The sequence below is a fragment of the Halalkalibacter kiskunsagensis genome, from assembly GCF_037027555.1.
GTDB classification, from domain to species: domain Bacteria; phylum Bacillota; class Bacilli; order Bacillales; family Bacillaceae_D; genus Halalkalibacter; species Halalkalibacter kiskunsagensis.
In genome coordinates, this window is record NZ_JAXBLX010000011.1 from 1 (window position 1) to 18,162 (window position 18,162).

The following is an 18,162-nucleotide window of genomic DNA, read 5'->3' on the forward strand; positions in this document are numbered from 1 at the left end:
TGGATTTGGGGAGGTACTTCCTTTTTTATGCCTTGGAACCCTTGAGACACAAGGGATGATATTTATGAAATTCACTCAATTGCTAGTTCTTTTCTAAAATAGATTAATTTTTGAACATTAGCTTTGAGTGATACCGTACTCCTGTATACTTAGCTAATCAACTTCCGGCGTTTCATCTCTTTGCAATATTCAATTTCAACTTCTGTCAAAGTTAATTCATACAGATGTTGCCCTTCTTTTTTATAGACACCTAAATCAAGCAGCCTTTGGATTAATTCTTCTTTTCTACGAAATACAGATTCACGTAACGTAGTCATGTCTTTACCTCCTCATTAATAGTTTTCTTTTCTTATCGATTAATGCAGAAGAGATACTCTTTTGTTAAATATTTAGAAAACGTAAATAAACCATTGATCACGATCACGATGTCACTAGAATTTAGAAACAAATCAATATACAAACTTTAGTTCATGTACGATAGAGCAAAACGAAGACCTAACCTCTTTACATGAGGTCAGGCCTTCGCGTTTTCCGATCGGCAACGTATTAAATTATTGTTATTATATATCTGATTATTCCGACCTGTCAACTCGTTTTATAATTAATGGCTTCGGCATAAAATGGTGTTCCATTATGAAATGTTACATCTTGATGCATTTATACTTGTATTTATCAACTCCCCTTAACCCAAGCTAGAGGGTGCGAATAATCGGTTTTCACTGTTGGATTTATGCTAGATAAAAAGCAATTGTTCTACTGATAGAGAGTATTATATGTTTACTCAAAATAACTTACCTGTTGATATGCTCTATATTGGTAACACTCTACCCAGCCGGTTTTTATGCCGATAATATGCTACCCTTGAAATTAAAAGCTATGGAGTGTAACTTAGATTTAAATTTCTATAGATACCTTACCGTTGTACTGTTAATATTTAAATGGTCTCTCTATAAGAAAGTCCTCACAATCGAAGAGAAAATCACCAAAAAAGCTATCTCATCAAGGTTTATACCTTGATGAGATAGCTTTTTGATTAATATTTTTTCATTTGTTTCTTGCTTTCATCAAGCTTCCACTCTATTTATCTTGAACCGTTCGAACAAATCGAATAAACGCCGCTTTTCCTTCCTCAGTTCTTTTATAGACACCAGCATGCTCTAACACAACAGAAAACACATGACCAATTTCTAGTTTCAGTACTTCATAAATTGTCTCCTCATTGAGATCTTGATATTTTCCTTTAACCTCAGTCGCCCACTCTACATGCTTTTTTGTTCGTTCATCATTACTTGCTAGTGTAGCAAAATCTTCTTGCAGCATATACGTTGCTAAAACCGCCATTTCCTCTTGAAGGCGTCCAGGTAATACGGCTAACCCCATTACTTCAATTAAACCAATGTTTTCTTGTTTAATATGGTGCACTTCATCATGAGGATGAAAAATCCCTAATGGATGCGCTTCATCAGTCCGATTATTTCTAAGAACTAAGTCCATTTCAAATTTCCCATCTTTAAAACGGACAATTGGAGTAATCGTATTGTGTGGCTCATCATTAGTAAATGCATAGATAGAAACACTTTCATCCGAATAGTTGCGCCAGCTCATTAAGATTTCTTCTGCTAAAGCGGAAACTTCATGGCGATCAGCTCCACGTAAACGGATAACAGACATTGGCCAACGGACAATCCCTACTTCCACATTTGCATATCGTGAAACAGAGAATGATTCTTCTATTTCTGCGATCGCCATTGGAAATTCATGATTACCACCTTGGAAATGATCATGTGATAAAATTGATCCTCCAACAATCGGCAAATCAGCATTCGTTCCAGCAAAATAATGTGGATATTGTTCGACGAAATGTAATAAGCGGTCAAATCCTTCTTTTGATATTGCCATTGGTTTGTGCTCTTTTGAAAACAAAATCGCATGCTCATTGTAATATACGTACGGTGAGTATTGAAAATACCAATCTTCACCGCTTAATGTAACAGGTATAATCCGGTGATTTTGTCTTGCGGGATGATTGACCCTTCCCCAGTACCCGACGTTTTCTTTGCATAACAAACATTTTGGATACGTTGATTGCTTCAGCCCTTTCGCAGCTGCAATCGCTTTCGGATCTTTTTCTGGCTTTGCTAGGTTAATCGTAATTTCTAAATCGCCATATTCTGTTTCACTATACCAATGTTCATTTTTAGCAATGCGATCTTTCCGTATATAGTAAGAGTTTTGTGATAACTGATAAAAATAGTCCGTTGCCTCTTTTACATTATCACGTGATTGAAATTGATGAATGACTTCAGATGGCCTTGGCATGAGGCAATCCATAATTTGCGTATCAAGTAAGTCACGATACGTAATCGTATTCGTTTTTAAAATCTCTTTTTCATAACACCAATCCAACATCTGATCTAAAATCGGTTGTGGTGAATCCAACTCCTCTAAAGGGGCGATTGTTGCTTCTACACCATCTAAAGTAAATATTCCTACTAGCTGATTACGAACATAGTCGACATCGAATAATGTAATTAGCTTTTTTTGAAGGCCATATTGAATGAGTCGCTCTATTTGTTCATAAATATTAATTGTTGGCATTTTCTTCCCTCCATAGTAGTTAGAGTGCAATTTCTCGTGCTTGATCTCCAATTTCTACCGTATAAAAGTCTGCCTTTAATCCGGTTTGTTGCTCATATTGTAAACCAACTTGATCAATAAATGTGGCAAGTTGCTCCTTATCCACTAAATTTACAGTGCATCCACCAAATCCAGCACCTGTCATTCTTGCCCCAACTGCCCCTGCGTCCCAAGCAGCTTGAACGAGTGCATCTAGTTCATGCCCTGTCACTTCATAATCATCTCGTAAAGAGATGTGTGACTCATTCATTAATTTCCCAAAACCAACAAGATCTCCAGCGCGTAATTTTTCAACAGCTAGCACAGTTCTCTCGTTTTCATAAACAGCATGTTTCGCACGCTTTTGAACCGTTTCATTTTCAATGACGTGTTTACGTGACTCAAACGCTTCTGTCGATAAATCTCCAAGCGAATCAATGGCAACAACCTTTTGAAGTTGCTCTAAAGCTTGTTGGCATTCACTTCTTCTTTCATTATATTTCGAATCAGCTAATCCTCTTTTTTTGTTCGTATTAATAATAACTAATGACATATCCTCTAATTTAATAGGAGAGTACGTAGCTTGGAGTGTCTGACAATCAAGTAAAATGGCATGATCTTTCTTTCCCATCCCGATCGCAAACTGGTCCATAATACCACATTGAACACCTATAAATTCATTTTCAGCTTTTTGAGCAAGTTTCACTAATTCAACTTGATCAATCGCTAATTGATACAATTCATTCATTATAACTGCTGTTACTAATTCAATAGATGCAGAAGACGATAGCCCTGCTCCATTTGGAATCGTTCCATTAAATACAACATCAAAGCCAGTAGCAATATCAGCTCCTGATTCTAATAATTTAGCTACAACGCCTTTAGGGTAATTAGCCCAATCATGTTCATCAACATATTCTAATTTTTCAAGAGACGTTTCAATGACTCCTACATCCGAAAAATTCATTGAATACAATCGAATTCTTGAATCGTTTCGTTTCCTAGCAACAGCAAACGTACCAACACTTAACGCACATGGGAATACATGCCCCCCATTATAGTCAGTATGTTCTCCAATTAAATTGACACGTCCTGGAGCAAAAAAAGCACGTAATTGATCCGTTTCATTAAATACTTCTATAAATCTTTCTTTTATGTTTTCCACGGAAGACACCTCATTTAATAATATAATTTAAAGCCTGATATAAGTTTAAGTTTTACAAACGAGAGTAGTCGCTACTTAGTCAAATGAATATCATCTACTTTATTTTTTATAGCCGCTTGGGTTGGCTTGATGCCAATACCATGCATGGGAAATGATTTCTTCTAGGTTTGGATATTGTGGTTCCCATTGTAATTGTTCTTTTGCCTTTTGCGATGAGGCAATTAAAGTAGCTGGGTCACCAGCTCTTCTTTCGGTAATTACTGCAGGAATTTCTTTTTCCGTAATAGTTCGACATACCTCAATTACTTGTTTCACAGAAAAACCTGTTCCATTACCGAGATTATAGATTCCGCTTTCATTTGTTTCTTCTAATTTTTTCAAAGCAAGATAGTGTGCTTGTGCTAAATCCATGACATGAATATAGTCTCTAACACAGCTACCATCTTCAGTTTGATAATCATCACCAAATATCTTAATGTTTTCACGTTGACCTAATGCGACTTGCAAAATGATTGGGATGAGATGAGACTCAGGGGTGTGATCCTCCCCAATCCTTCCTAATGGATCAGCCCCAGCTGCATTAAAATAACGCAAACATACTGATTTTAATCCATAAGCTTCATCAGCCCACTTCAACATTTTTTCAATTGCAAGCTTTGTTTCCCCATAAGGATTTGTTGGGATTGTCGGGTCACTTTCCAAAATAGGTATTGATTTAGGCTCCCCGTACGTGGCTGCAGTGGAAGAGAATACGATTTTTTTCACACCATGTTCAACCATTTTTTTAACAAGTGTGTACGAACCGATCACATTATTATCATAATACTCTAGCGGTTGTTCTACACTCTCACCAACTAAGGAATTAGCAGCAAAGTGGATTACGCTTGAAATATGATGAGCTCTGAAAATTTCATCAAGTACGTCCTCATTTCGTAAATCACTTCTATACAACTTCGTACCAAGCACAGCTTCCTCGTGCCCTTTTTCTAAGTTGTCTAAGATGATAACTTCCTCACCTTTTTCTTGTAAATAAAGTGCCGTATGACTGCCAATGTATCCAGCTCCACCAGTAACTAAAATCGCCAAGAAAATTACCTCCTACAATTAAGTTCAAATTTTGAATTACTCATCAAACTTAATTAATTAATTTAATTAAGTTTATCTTATCACACCGATAAGATTTTTTCTTCACCTTTTTTAATTTTTAGGGTAAATAGGCAAATCTTTTTTCATAATAGTATTTAGATGGAAATTCCTTTTTCGTTCACTACATTTCAATTCGTAATAGTGGCATAATACGTACATTGCGAGTAATTATTGTAACTATTACTGGAGGTACCTACTAAGAATGAAAATCGGATATGCATGTATTAATTTGTCTCTTCCCTCTAAATTTAAGACGTGTAGATTAAAAACTATTGAGACAGAAGGTTTACAGAAAGTGAAAGAACTCACCTTACATAATTTTAGGGAAGTACGTAGAGTTCTTGAATGGAATAGTAAACACAATATTTCCTTTTACCGGTTAAGCAGCGATTTAGTTCCTTTTGCAACTCATGACATAATGACTTGGGAATGGGATAAAGATCCAGATGTTCTAGACATCACAGAACAAATTAGAAGCATTTGCATCCAACAAAAAATGCGGTTATCCATGCATCCTGGACAATATAGCATTCTAAATGCAAAGAATCCTGATATTGTCAGAAAAGCCATTTGGGATTTAGAGTATCATAATAAAATTTTAAATCTTGTAAATGGAACTGATATGATCATTCATGTTGGAGGCGCTTATGGAAACAAAGAAGAAGCAAAGAAGAGGTTCATTCATATATATAACGGTCTATCAAGCGATAGTAAGTCCACATTGCGTTTAGAAAACGATGATAAAATTTTTTCTATTGCTGATGTGATCGACATCTTTAAGAAAACAGGAGTTCCAATTTGTTTTGATTTTCATCATCATAGGTGCAACCCCCCTACTGATTTAAACGTTGAAAAAGCTCTAGACATAGTTTTTCAATCATGGGAAAGTACTGGTCGTCCGAAAATGCATATCAGTTCAGGTAGAAATTCACTAACTGATCCTGCCCACCATGACTATATACTGGAAGATGATTTAATACAATTTAGTGAATTAATCGGGTCAAGACACATTGATCTAATGTTTGAATCAAAACGGAAAGACGAATCTGTTTTACGAATTTATAAGAAAACATCGGAAGGAGAGATTGATCTACATATTGAACAATAATTGAATATTAACTAATTAGTTTAAGAATTGAAATGTAGAAGGAGTGATGAAAGCCCCACTTCACGTTATACCATAGAAGAACCGAGGTCTTCCCTCAGTTCTTTTTCCTACAAGATAGATAGTTTAACTTGACACAAACTGATAATTACTCAATAATAATTGAACTTGCTCGGCTGGAATCGGTTTGCTAAACAAGTACCCTTGTCCTTCATGACAGTCTTGCTGTTTTAAATAAGACAGTTGTTTGCCTTGTTCAATGCCCTCCGCAATGAGGGTGAATTTTATATTTTTGCCCATATGGATAATTGTATTTACTATAATTTCTCCATCAATATCTAGCTCATCGATAAATGATTTATCTATTTTTAAAGTGTCAATCGGTAGCCGCTTTAAATAACTTAGTGAGGAATATCCTGTGCCAAAATCATCAATTGAAATTCTTACACCTAATTCCTTTAGTTCAAGTAGTTTTTTTAAGACTCGTCAATATTTAGAAGTGTGCCTTCCGTTATTTCTAATTCTAAATAGCAAGGCTCGAGCTTCGTTTCTTCCAACACTTCTTTTAAATCTTCCACAAAATGTTCTTCCCTAAATTGAACGGGTGAAACATTAACGGAAACTCTCTCTAAAGGTAATTGTAACTCCTTCTTGGTGGATTTGAGTGTAGCGCTCCATCTCAAGGTTTTGTTTAGGAGTACTAAAACAATAAGTACTTCCCCCCTGTTTTTTTGCATGATACATCGCATTATCCGCTTCTTTAATCTCCATATTTTCTTCAATTTGTTTGCGCCTTGTAATATCGTGACGGATTGAAATGTATTGGTCGGGGTTCTTTTTTCATTTAAAAATGGTACAATCGTTGTATCAACCCAATAATACGAACCATCTTTTGCTTTGTTTTTAAATTCCCCCCTCCACACTTCCCCTTTTTTCCAATGTTTTCCAAATATCATTGATAAACTTCTTACTATGGAAACCAGAATTAATTATGCGATGATCTTTCCCTATTAATTCTTCTCGACTATACTTAGAAATTTCACAAAACTTATTGTTTGCAAACTGAATGAAGCCTCTATGATCTGTAATTGCTACAATCGAAGATTCATTTAAAGCTAATTCAATATCCTTAAGCTTTTTTAATGCTTGATTAAGTTCGGACTTCAAATTCATCATATGCCCTCATTTCTCATTGCAAAGTTCTATTAATAATATAGCAATATGAGCAATTCAGATATGATGTATGTCACACTACGTTTTACAACTTCTATTTATTCTTTTTACTTCCATTCATTACATCCTCTTACACAAAAAGAAGGATGACTCAACAAAGGTAGGGTCATCCTTTAAACATATCTACACCTAAAAAAGGCGTTTTGTGCAATCCTTAGCTAATAGATCGATTTAAATTCCACTTATGCAAACTTTCAATTTTCATTTGGTGATCGGCAAAGAAAGAAATCCCTTTCGCCTCTTTTGTTGGAAAGATTCGTGCAGTCAATACTTTCTCGCCTTCATTTATAAACACTTCAACAGACGACTTATCGATAAAAATATGAAGGGATACGATATCCTCTATCGTAACCTCTGTTTTACGAACCCCACCTGGACCCTTACCTGATTTATCTCGGTTAAGGCTGACGATTCCTTCTTGTTTGTCAAAATGTAAAACAGTCTCTTGATCAGTTAGCTCATCCACTCTTAATTTCAAGCCAAACATTGTAGCATTTTGTACTTCCATTTTCACCTTTAATTCTAGGCAGTCTCCTTGCACATCATCTAGTGACTTCCCCCCGTCTACCATTACGTTGTCATAATAAACCTCTTTAAGTCGAAGCGCTTCTATTTCAGGAACTGGCAACGTATACAACCGATCCTCTTTCATTGTCACCAATCTTGGTATCGTCATCGCTCCAGAATATCCGAATTCCTGTGTAGGCATATCACTTTCCCACATATCCATCCAAGCAATTAAAATTCTTCGTCCTTTGTCATCTAGCATCGTTTGTGGCGCATAGAAATCAAACCCATGATCCAATGTATAATACGGTCCATATTGCAGTTGCCCTGTTTGATAATCCAACTGACCAATAACATAGCCTGCCTGATGAAGATTATGATAATCATTTCCTTCAGGCTTCACCCCTTGAGGAGACAAAACCAACACTTCACTTCCACTTAGCTCAAATAAATCTGGGCACTCCCACATAAATCCGAAATTCCCATCACCCTTTGCCATAACAGAAACGAATTCCCAATTGATTAAATCTCGAGAACGATACAATAATGCCTGACCCGTGTTGTTTTTTGTTTTCGAACCTAATACAACATAATATGTATTTTCGTGTTTCCATACTTTTGGATCACGGAAATGAAACGTATTTATATCTCCTTCTGGAGGTTCAGCTATAACAGGGTTCTCTTTTATTTTTTCAAAGTGTATTCCATCTTCACTGACTGCTAACGCCTGAACTTGCTTTAGGTCTTCATCTAACTTTCCTTCTATCCAGACATTCCCTGTATACATCAAATAAAGCTTTCCGTCTTTTTCGATAGCACTACCAGAAAAACAGCCGTCCTTGTCATAATCTTCGCTTGGTGCTAAAGCAATCGGCAAGTGTTCCCAGTTGATGAGATCTTTACTCTTGACATGTCCCCAGTGCATTGGACCCCATTTAGGATCATACGGATGATGTTGATAAAATAGATGGTACTCGCCTTTAAAAAATGAGAACCCATTTGGATCATTCATCCAATTCGCCTGTGGCATAACATGATAATGCAAGTTCCATTCATGATTCATAACACGTTCTTTTAATTTCGCTATTTCGTTATTTGCTTTTTCGATTTGCTCCTGATGATTGTGCATGTTTTCCTCCTATATTCTGAACTCTTATTGTTATTCCCACTCTAAAATATTTCAGTATAAATGTATTTACATAATAAATAGAAGCTCATTAATTTAAACAACAATTAATGAGCTTATTTGACTGTCTATAGTGTCGTCTCAATTTCCAAACCGAAATGGTCAGAAACAACTGGCTTGTTTACGCCATTAAAGATCACATTAGATTTTTTTACACCAATGTTTTCATTGATAAAGATATAATCAATTCTCAAATCTTGTTTATTCTTATCCCAACCAGCAATCTTTCCTTCTACTGTTGTCCCTATATCTTTTTCTTCAGCTAACTGATACGTATCAATAAGACTTTTGCTAAGTAAATAGTCATAGCCTTCTTCTTTTATGTTAGCATCATTATTAAAGTCTCCCATCAAGAAGAACCTTTCATCTTTTTGGACATATGAATATAGGGCATCTACTTGTTTAGTATAAGATTCTTCTTCATCATTCCACCATCCAAGATGGCAAGAATAAAAAGAGATTGGCTTATCATTGTAATTGATCGTCACACCAACAATTTTTCTCGTTTTCCAATTGGTTGGAGCTTCGGATTGAGTAATAAAGAAAGTGTGTTGTTTTTCAATCTTATGCTTTGTTAAAATCGCAAGGCCTTCTTCATATACTTCAAATCCAATGTGCGCAAAATCCCATACATACTCATAATCGTCTACACCAAGCGCTTTCAACTCATTTAGTAACACAAGAACATAATTATCACGCTTAACCTTACCATCAATAACTTCCTCATTTATTAATTGACTTACTTCTTGTAATGCAATCACATCATACGATTTTTCTTTGATCGTCTTTGCCAGACTTTTTATTTTATCTTGCTGATTTGTCTCCTGCCACGCATGACAATTTAACGTTAAAAGCTTCATGTACTTACGCCCCTATTCGGTCTTGAATATCTGATTTAATAATATCCGCTTTCGGTCCGTAGATAGCTTGAACTCCCTTACCCTTAACAATCAATCCTAATGCTCCATTTTTCTTCCACTCTTTTTCTGAAGCAACAGCATCTACATCTTTGATTGTCACACGAAGTCGCGTCATGCACGCATCAACTTCCTCAATGTTATCTCGGCCGCCTAATAGCGCAATAATCGAACTAGCAAGAGATTCGTCAGGCTGACTTGATCCAGATTTCCCAGCATTGTTCTCACTGCTTTCTTCAATATAATTACCTAAGCGTCCAGGAGTTGCAAATTTAAATTTCTTAATCATAAAGTTTGCAACTACGAAGTTTAAACCGAAGAACATGAGACAAGCTGCAAAGAAATAAACAAAGTCTAACCATAATCCTGCTCTAAAAATCATCGGAGTACGCGTTAATAGTTCCAACATCCCCATAGAGGAAAGGCGAATATCAACAAGATCAACAACTGCAAAAGCAAATCCCGTCATAATGGCATATACGACATAAAGAACAGGTGCAACAAACATAAACATAAATTCGATTGGTTCAGTTACTCCAGTTAAGAATACTGCCAACCCAGCAGAAAAGAACATAGATTTATATTTTGTTCGCTTATCAGGATCGACATTTCGGTACATTGCTATAGCAATACCCATTAACGCAGCACTAGAAAGAATCATTTGCCCTACTTTGAAACGTGCAGGTGTTACTTCAGTTAATAACTGGCTGTAACCCGCCACATCACCAGCAGCTCTCAAGTTGTTTAGATCAGCAATCCACGCAAACCATAGAGGCTCTTGCCCAGCAACCGTCTGTCCAGTATTCGCCCCCGTTAAAATTGTATATGTACCACCGAGGTTTGTAAAATTCATTGGAATCGTTAACATATGGTGCAAACCGAACGGAAGCAATAAGCGTTCTACCGCACCATAGATAAATGGTGCAAGAAACGGAGCAGTCTCTCTAGATGTGGCCACCCAGCGTCCAAAATCATTTAAGCTCCCTTGTATAACTGGCCAGATGAAAGAAAGAACTAAAGCCGTAACAACTGACCACAAAATAACGACAAATGGAACAAAACGTTTCCCATTAAAGAATGATAAAGCTTGTGGTAATTTATCATAATTATAAAATTTATTAAAAATAACGGCACCTAAGAAACCAGAAATAATACCGATAAATACACCCATATTTAATGCAGGGGCCCCGAGGACATCAGTGAAGAAGTCTTGAACCATTAATTCACTGCCAAAAAGAGAAGTAGCTGTCGCTTCAGGATCTTGCAACATACTGTTATTAACACCAAAAATAGCCCCTGTTACACGATTAATTAAAATAAAAGCAACTAAAGCAGCAAAAGCTCCTCCGGCACGCTCTTTTGCCCAAGATCCCCCAATAGCAACTGCAAATAATATATGCATATTACCAATGATTGCCCAACCAAGCTCTTCTAAGATGACAGCACCGGTTTGCACTAACGCTAAGTCTACTTCAAACATTGCGATCATCTTACCAAGAGAAATCATAATTCCTGCTGCTGGCATAACAGCCACTACTACGATTAAAGCCTTACCAAATTTCTGCCAAAAATCAAACGATGTGATTTTCATCCTATTTTCCTCCTATATTTAACGCTTTTCACCTTCTCGGCAATCGTTTGCACAGTATGGTAAAAAATTATTTTATTTTGTATACTCTTGCTTCATATGGTTTTAATACTAGCTCATCCATTTCTATTTCTGTGTTGACTTCGTAGTTACTAATAGATAACTCTACTGATGTCAGCTAAAGCTTATGTACTTATTTAAGTAGTTAATCAAACCCACTCATTGTCCCAAAATCCGACATGATTCCTTTATAATCACTTATGGCGTAACCGTTATCATCGTTAAGCGAACTATAGATCGGAGAAATCCAAATAACATCTATTCCAAGCGCTTTCAAGTAATCTAGTTTTGAAATAACTCCTTGTATATCACCAATCCTGTCGCCATTGGAATCCATAAAGCTACGCAGATAAATTTGATATGCTACTGCTTCTTTCCACCATGTTTGATTCATGTACGTTCCTCCTTATCTACTAATAAAATATCATAGAAACACGCTCAGCGCAATCGTTTGCATATTTTTTTGATATTTTTTGTCTAATTTTATATCACTAAATTTTTCAATATATTTTTTCCATCGCTGTTATAGCCCTGATTACTTAGTTTTTCATTACTCATTTAAATTCATATATCCCGTTTACTATACGCTTTTATCATGAATAAAAGAGGGTGTCGCAAAGGTTTTAAACCTTTGGCGACACCCTCTGACTGTACAAGTACGAAGTTTCAACTCCGCAAGACAATCGATTGCATGAAATTGCAATACATTACTTTATTTTATAAACTCTTGCTTCATATGGCTGTAACTGCATTTCATGAATTTTGTCTTCTGAAATCAATTCATAGTTACTAATAAGTAACTCAGTCGTTTTCCCTTTTAATTTAGATGGCAATACAAACTTGGCTTCCTCTGCAAAAAGATTCGTTATGACTAACACCACTTCGTCGTCTAATGTTCTCGTATAAGCATAAATTTTTTCATCTTCTTCCAATACAAGATCATAGCTTCCGTAAATAAGGACAGATAACTCTTTTCTAAGTTGAATAAGCTTCTTATAATAATGGTAAATCGAATGAGAATCTTCTATTGATTGTTCAACATTAATGTCAGTATAATTCGGGTTCATCTTTAACCATGGCGTTCCTGTCGTGAAACCGGCATTTTCTTCATCGTTCCACTGCATTGGTGTTCTCGAATTATCCCGCCCATTTTTCCAAATGATCTCCATGATTTCTTGATGAGATTTCCCCTCTGCTCTTTCATTGCGATACAAATTTTTAATTGCCACATCATTGTAATCATCTATTGAAGAAAATTTCACATTCGTCATGCCTATTTCTTGTCCTTGATAAATAAATGGTGTTCCTTGCATAAGAAAGTACATCGTAGCTAAGGCTTTGGCTGATTTGTCACGGTATTCCTCACTGTTTCCCCAAGTCGAAACCGAACGAGGCTGGTCATGGTTTTCTAGGAACAATGCGTTCCATCCCATCCCATCAAGACCCTTTTGCCATCTCGTAAACGTTTTTTTCAAGGCTGCAAGATCTAAGCCCCCACTTGTACTTTTCCCCCAAAGGTCTAAGTGCTCAAATTGGAAAATCATATTGAAACATCCTTCTTCTTCTCCAACCCATTCTTCCGCTTGGTCGACCTTTACTCCATTAGCTTCACCAACAGTCATAACATCATATTTATCAAACGTTTCACGCTTAAGCTCTTCAAGAAAAACATGAATCCCCGCTTGATTCATATGACCGTCAAGTGATGGTACATACTTCTTTTTCTTTGGATTCGGTAAATCAGGAAAATCAGCAACCTTTTTGATGTGAGAAATCGCATCAACACGGAATCCATCAATTCCTTTATCTAACCACCAATTAACCATTTCATATAAATCATTACGAACCTTTGGATTTTCCCAGTTTAAATCAGGTTGTTTGCGCGAAAATACGTGCATGAAATATTCTTTTGTTTTCTCATCATATTCCCAAGCAGAACCACCAAAGATCGATTCCCAGTTGTTCGGCTCTTTTCCTTTTTTCCCTGGATGCCAAATATAATAGTCTCGATACGAATTCTCTTTTGAAGAACGGGACTCAATAAACCAAGGATGCTCATCAGATGTATGATTAATCACAAGGTCTAAAATTAATTTCATGTCTCGATTGTGCACTTCCTCGAGTAGCTGATCAAAGTCAGCCATTGTTCCGAAATCCTCCATGATTCCTTTGTAATTACTTATATCATAACCGTTATCATCATTTGGTGAACTGAAGATCGGACAAATCCAAATAACATCGATTCCTAGATCTTTTAAGTAATCAAGTTTTGAAATCACTCCTGGAATATCACCAATTCCATCTCCATTTGAATCCATAAAACTACGTGGGTAAATTTGATACGCAACTGCTTCTTTCCACCATTTTTTTTTCATATTGTCTTCCCCCTTGTATATTTTTAAGATATCATAATTATTAACATTGTGCAATCGTTTGCATTAAATTAGTTTTATGAAAAAGAAGCCTCTTCGATAAGTAACTAAACTCCTCAAAGTTTATCCCAAGATATTTAATTCTAAACTAATAAGAGAAACCTCCAAAAAAAGATGCTCTTGAAAAAGGTTGGTTTTCACCTTTTTCAAGAGCATCTAAGCAACGAGCGGAACCATTGCCGCTTCCTCTAGGATCTCTTTAAGGTTGGTTTTAGATTTTTCAGTGCATCTCCAAAAATGGTGGTTTGTCCATGATACAAGGAGCCTAAATAACCCTATATAGCACTCTTATATTTGGTAAATTCTCGCTTCATGAGGTCGAAGTGCTGTTCTTTGAATCGACTCTTCTCCAGTTACATCTTCGTAGTTAGCGATAATAAGTTTTTTACCCGCAACATCAAGTCCCTTACCTAATGACAAAACCTGCTTCTCATCCGAGTGATTTAATATAACTAACCAAGTGATCCCTTCATAACTACGCGTATAAACATATAGGTTTTCATCTTTCTCAGAAAAATCCTTATAGTCCCCGTAAATCATCACAGGGTTTTCTTTCCGTATAGAAATCAGTTTTTTATAATAATAAAACACCGAATCTGGGTCAGCTAGTGCTTGTTTGACATTAATGTCTTTATAGTTTGGATTCACTTTAATCCAAGGTGTTCCTGTTGTAAAACCTGCTTGGTCTGTATCATCCCACTGAATGGGCGTACGGGAGTTGTCACGGCTTAACATTAATAAGCTTTCAAACACTTCTTGTGGATCGCTGCCTTTATCAACTTCTTCTTTGTACTTATTTCTCATCGCGATATCATTGTAATCATCAATTGAATCAAAATGAACACCAGTCATACCAATTTCTTCCCCTTGATAAACATACGGAATTCCTGGAAGTGTATGAATCATCGTCGCTAATAATTTTGCCGATTCTATTCGGTATTCTCCGTCATTTCCATAGCGAGTCACCTGACGAGTATGATCATGATTGTTCATAAACTGAGAGTTTGTCCCTTTCCCTTTTAATCCTTCATACCAGCGTGCTTGGATTTCCTTGAAGCGCGTCATATCCCATGTAGGCATATCATCGGCGACCTCAAAATGGAACAATGTATGTAGCTCTTTACGGTCTTCCCCAACATAAAGCAAACCATCTTCTGGTGTGACAAACGGGATCTCACCAACCGTCATAATGTCATAGTGCTGCAAGACTTCACGGTTCATCTCCTGTAAGTAATCATGAATTCCAGGGTTGTTACCTAAATAGTTGATATCGTTTGGGTTTTCTACACTTGGAAATCCTTCTACTTTGGCAAGTAGATTAATGACATCTAAACGAAAACCATCTATGCCTTTATCAAGCCAAAAACGCATCATTTTATAAATTTCTTGCCGAACTTGCGCGTTCTCCCAGTTTAAATCAGGTTGCTCAACAGCAAAAGAATGCATATAGTATTGACTAGTTCTTTCATCGTACTCCCAAACAGACGGAGCGAAATAAGAGCGCCAGTTATTTGGCTCTTTTTCATTTTTAGGGTCTTTCCAAATATAGTAATCACGTTTCGGGTTATCCTTAGAAGAGCTTGATTCCAAAAACCAAGGGTGCTGATTTGACGTATGATTCACAACAAGGTCCATAATCAACTTCATGCCTCGTTTATGAACTTCACTTAAAAGGCGTTCCCACGTTTCCATAGTTCCTGCTTTTCTCATAAGGCTGTTGTAATCTGAGATATCATAACCGTTATCAAAATCAGGTGATTCATAGCACGGATTTAGCCAAATAACATCAACACCCAGCTCCTCTATGTAATCAAGCTTCTCAATGACACCTTCTAAATCACCATAACCGTCTCCATTTGTATCAAAAAAACTCCGCCAATAAACTTGATATACAACTGCTTCTTTCCACCATGTTTTCATTTTTGATTTCCCTTCTACTTGTAATCGTTACGTTCTCTTGCAAAAATAACTGAAAAAAGGAGCCTGCATAAGCTCCTCTTCTATTTACATGATTCCCTCTTGATTAGCCTATGAGGAACAATTACCTTTCTTTCACCAAAATCAGGTTCAATAATTTTACTAATTAAACATCTCGTTGCTTCAAAGCCTAACTCATAAATATGAATATCGACCGTTGTCATAGTCGGTGACGATAGTTCTGATATCATTACATTATTAAAACTGACAATCGAGATGTCTTGCGGAACTTTTACATTCATATCCGCTAACATTCGTAACACTCCAAATGTCATAATATCATCAGCCACAATAAGAGCCGTAGGACGATCTTCAATCGACATCAGCTCAATAACTGCATCTTGTCCACCTTCCTTTACTTCCTCGTGGTGAACAACGTATTCTTGTCTAATTGGTATATGAGCGTTATTTAATGCTTGCTCATACCCTCTCATATGGTCAACCGTGACTACATAATCTAGGTTACCACCTATAAACCCTATTCTCTCGTGACCTAACAACATCAAATACTCTGTTACTGTTTTGGCCGCTTTGTAATTATCATTATTCACAAAAGTAACTTGATCTTCGTCGATATTATAAGGTCTACCAATCAACACGAACGGAAATTCTTGTTCAATTAAAAAAGGCATAACCTTATCATTTACTCTTGAATATAGGAGTACTATTCCATCCACACGTCCGCCATATACCATCTGCTTTACTTCTTCAAGAATTTCTTCTTCCGTTTGTCCAGTTGTTAAATAAAGACCATATCCCTCTTGATAAGCCTTTGTACTAATCCCACGAATAACTTCGGGGAAAAACGGGTTTTGAAACGCAATTTTAGCTGAGTTAGGCATAACGATCCCTAACGTACTCGTACTTTTATTTGCTAGACTTCTAGCATTAAAATTCGGATGGTATCCTAGCTCCTTCATCGCTTCTCTGACACGCTCTTTCGTTTTTTCACTGATACGCGAGCTATTCGCGATAACTCGAGATACCGTCGACGGTGCTACGTTAGCCCGTTTAGCGACATCTTTTATGGTGACCGCCATCGGTATTCAACTCCTGCCTCTTTTGTTTCTTTTTATTTTAGCGCTTACACACTATTTAGACAATCACTATCTTTTATCTTAGGTAACGAAGGGCCTGACCCCAGCTAGTTTACACAACAAAATGATACAGAGCAATTCTCATCTCCATCATAAATATTGTCAACTAAGGTCAGACCCTTGGTTTTAGTCACCCTCATCCTAGCTCATATCGTGAATCTAGGACGTTGTAACGATCCATAATAACAAGGCAGAGTATAAAAACAAGACACCAGCAAGCACTAATAAAATAATTGAAAGTACTTTAAACCTTTTAAACAAGAGAACCACCTACTTTGCTAACAGTTACCCTTTTTCAGCACCAGCCGTTAACCCTTCTACTATAAAGCGTTGGAATACAAAGAACAACACCATTAGTGGGACTGAAATGAGAACGGCTCCTGCTGCGAAAACAGTGAAGTTATTATTTGCTTGTCCTGATACTAAAGTAAACAAGCCTTGTGCCAACGTCCAGTTACTACTAGACCGTAATATAACTTCCGCCATGATAAAGTCCATACTTGCTCCAACGAAACTATTAAATGCAACAAATGCAATAATTGGTGTTGCTAGCGGCAGCATGACTTTAACAAAAATATCTGTATTTGACGCTCCATCAATGCGAGCAGCTTCCATTAAACTATTTGGAATCCCATCAAAGAATCCTTTAACAATCCACGTGTTAAAAGCAACACTCCCGGCAGCTAATACTAAAATATAACCAAGATGAGTATCCAAAAGACCGAAAGCTCCGAGCAACGTGTAGATTGCAATCATCCCCATAATCGTCGGGAACATTTGTAAAATGATGATCGCCATCAAACCTTGCTTCTTCCCTGCAAACTTAAACTTCGAAAAAGCGTACCCAGAGAAAACTCCGAAAGTCGTCGAAATGAGCATATTGGATACAGCAATGAACATCGTGTTTTTATACCACGTTAAATAATCATGTTCTGCAAATAAGGCTTTATAATGTCCCCAATTCCAATCAGCAGGACTTGGAAATACTTGAGATGAATGTAGAGATGAACCAGGGTTAACTGATCCAATAAATATAAAATAAACTGGAAACAAACAAATGATCACTAACGCAATTAAAATACTATATACAATAAAGTAATTTATTGCTCTTTTTCCTTTATGACTAAGCATGT

General features: G+C 36.6%; 13 protein-coding genes and 2 pseudogenes. 1 reads left to right on the forward strand and 14 read right to left on the reverse strand.

Annotated elements, in window-relative coordinates; genetic code table 11:
• Nucleotides 1–149 precede the first annotated feature (149 nt).
• The 4 genes from SLH51_RS08100 to galE form a co-directional block, all read right to left on the reverse strand.
• Nucleotides 150–317 carry a Fur-regulated basic protein FbpA gene (locus SLH51_RS08100; protein ID WP_335960549.1) on the reverse strand — a complete coding sequence of 56 codons (168 nt, stop codon included), beginning with the start codon at nucleotides 315–317 and terminating at the stop codon, nucleotides 150–152.
• A 760-nt stretch (nucleotides 318–1,077) separates the two neighbouring features.
• A complete protein-coding gene (galT, locus tag SLH51_RS08105; RefSeq protein WP_335960690.1) occupies nucleotides 1,078–2,589 on the reverse strand; it encodes a UDP-glucose--hexose-1-phosphate uridylyltransferase in 1,512 nt (503 codons plus the stop codon).
• 28 nt (nucleotides 2,590–2,617) lie between these two features.
• Entirely contained in the window at nucleotides 2,618–3,781 is a 1,164-nt protein-coding gene (locus SLH51_RS08110; RefSeq protein WP_335960551.1) for a galactokinase, read from the reverse strand.
• 99 nt (nucleotides 3,782–3,880) lie between these two features.
• A complete protein-coding gene (galE, locus tag SLH51_RS08115; protein WP_335960552.1) occupies nucleotides 3,881–4,867 on the reverse strand; it encodes a UDP-glucose 4-epimerase GalE in 987 nt (328 codons plus the stop codon).
• 262 nt (nucleotides 4,868–5,129) lie between these two features.
• On the opposite strand from galE, the gene uvsE reads away from it, so the two are divergent.
• A complete protein-coding gene (gene uvsE / locus SLH51_RS08120; RefSeq protein WP_335960554.1) occupies nucleotides 5,130–6,035 on the forward strand; it encodes a UV DNA damage repair endonuclease UvsE in 906 nt (301 codons plus the stop codon).
• 123 nt (nucleotides 6,036–6,158) lie between these two features.
• On the opposite strand, the pseudogene SLH51_RS24440 reads toward uvsE, so the two are convergent.
• The 10 genes and pseudogenes from SLH51_RS24440 to SLH51_RS08165 form a co-directional block, all read right to left on the reverse strand.
• Nucleotides 6,159–6,488: pseudogene (locus SLH51_RS24440) on the reverse strand (EAL domain-containing protein); the annotation flags it as partial.
• 447 nt (nucleotides 6,489–6,935) lie between these two features.
• Nucleotides 6,936–7,205: a PAS domain S-box protein gene (locus SLH51_RS08125; protein ID WP_335960556.1), complete on the reverse strand. Its 270-nt coding sequence runs from the start codon at nucleotides 7,203–7,205 to the stop codon at nucleotides 6,936–6,938.
• Between the two features lie 214 nt (nucleotides 7,206–7,419).
• Nucleotides 7,420–8,901 (reverse strand): glycoside hydrolase family 32 protein, encoded by a 1,482-nt coding sequence (locus SLH51_RS08130; protein ID WP_335960558.1) that lies wholly within the window; start codon nucleotides 8,899–8,901, stop codon nucleotides 7,420–7,422.
• 125 nt (nucleotides 8,902–9,026) lie between these two features.
• Complete coding sequence (locus SLH51_RS08135; RefSeq protein ID WP_335960559.1) at nucleotides 9,027–9,818, reverse strand: endonuclease/exonuclease/phosphatase family protein; 792 nt, start codon at nucleotides 9,816–9,818, stop codon at nucleotides 9,027–9,029.
• Nucleotides 9,819–9,822: 4 nt separating this feature from the next.
• Nucleotides 9,823–11,466: a PTS transporter subunit IIBC gene (locus SLH51_RS08140; RefSeq protein WP_335960561.1), complete on the reverse strand. Its 1,644-nt coding sequence runs from the start codon at nucleotides 11,464–11,466 to the stop codon at nucleotides 9,823–9,825.
• A 205-nt stretch (nucleotides 11,467–11,671) separates the two neighbouring features.
• Nucleotides 11,672–11,917, reverse strand: a pseudogene (locus SLH51_RS08145) (alpha-amylase family glycosyl hydrolase); the annotation flags it as partial.
• Nucleotides 11,918–12,230: 313 nt separating this feature from the next.
• On the reverse strand, nucleotides 12,231–13,898 hold the full coding sequence (locus SLH51_RS08150) for a glycoside hydrolase family 13 protein (RefSeq protein ID WP_335960563.1): 1,668 nt from the start codon (nucleotides 13,896–13,898) through the stop codon (nucleotides 12,231–12,233).
• Nucleotides 13,899–14,243: 345 nt separating this feature from the next.
• Nucleotides 14,244–15,875, reverse strand: coding sequence for a glycoside hydrolase family 13 protein (locus SLH51_RS08155; RefSeq protein ID WP_335960564.1), 1,632 nt, complete (start codon nucleotides 15,873–15,875; stop codon nucleotides 14,244–14,246).
• A gap of 80 nt (nucleotides 15,876–15,955) precedes the next feature.
• Complete coding sequence (locus SLH51_RS08160; protein ID WP_335960566.1) at nucleotides 15,956–16,972, reverse strand: LacI family DNA-binding transcriptional regulator; 1,017 nt, start codon at nucleotides 16,970–16,972, stop codon at nucleotides 15,956–15,958.
• A 342-nt stretch (nucleotides 16,973–17,314) separates the two neighbouring features.
• Entirely contained in the window at nucleotides 17,315–18,160 is an 846-nt protein-coding gene (locus SLH51_RS08165; protein WP_335960568.1) for a sugar ABC transporter permease, read from the reverse strand.
• Nucleotides 18,161–18,162: the final 2 nt, after the last annotated feature.

Excerpts from the sequence above, each read along its gene's own strand:
- SLH51_RS08100 (WP_335960549.1), bottom strand. The coding sequence starts at position 317 with ATGACTACGTTACGTGAATCTGTATTTCGTAGAAAAGAAGAATTAATC.
- uvsE (WP_335960554.1), top strand. The coding sequence starts at position 5,130 with ATGAAAATCGGATATGCATGTATTAATTTGTCTCTTCCCTCTAAATTT.
- SLH51_RS08125 (WP_335960556.1), bottom strand. The coding sequence starts at position 7,205 with ATGAATTTGAAGTCCGAACTTAATCAAGCATTAAAAAAGCTTAAGGAT.
- SLH51_RS08130 (WP_335960558.1), bottom strand. The coding sequence starts at position 8,901 with ATGCACAATCATCAGGAGCAAATCGAAAAAGCAAATAACGAAATAGCG.
- SLH51_RS08135 (WP_335960559.1), bottom strand. The coding sequence starts at position 9,818 with ATGAAGCTTTTAACGTTAAATTGTCATGCGTGGCAGGAGACAAATCAG.
- SLH51_RS08140 (WP_335960561.1), bottom strand. The coding sequence starts at position 11,466 with ATGAAAATCACATCGTTTGATTTTTGGCAGAAATTTGGTAAGGCTTTA.
- SLH51_RS08150 (WP_335960563.1), bottom strand. The coding sequence starts at position 13,898 with ATGAAAAAAAAATGGTGGAAAGAAGCAGTTGCGTATCAAATTTACCCA.
- SLH51_RS08155 (WP_335960564.1), bottom strand. The coding sequence starts at position 15,875 with ATGAAAACATGGTGGAAAGAAGCAGTTGTATATCAAGTTTATTGGCGG.
- SLH51_RS08160 (WP_335960566.1), bottom strand. The coding sequence starts at position 16,972 with ATGGCGGTCACCATAAAAGATGTCGCTAAACGGGCTAACGTAGCACCG.
- SLH51_RS08165 (WP_335960568.1), bottom strand. The coding sequence starts at position 18,160 with ATGCTTAGTCATAAAGGAAAAAGAGCAATAAATTACTTTATTGTATAT.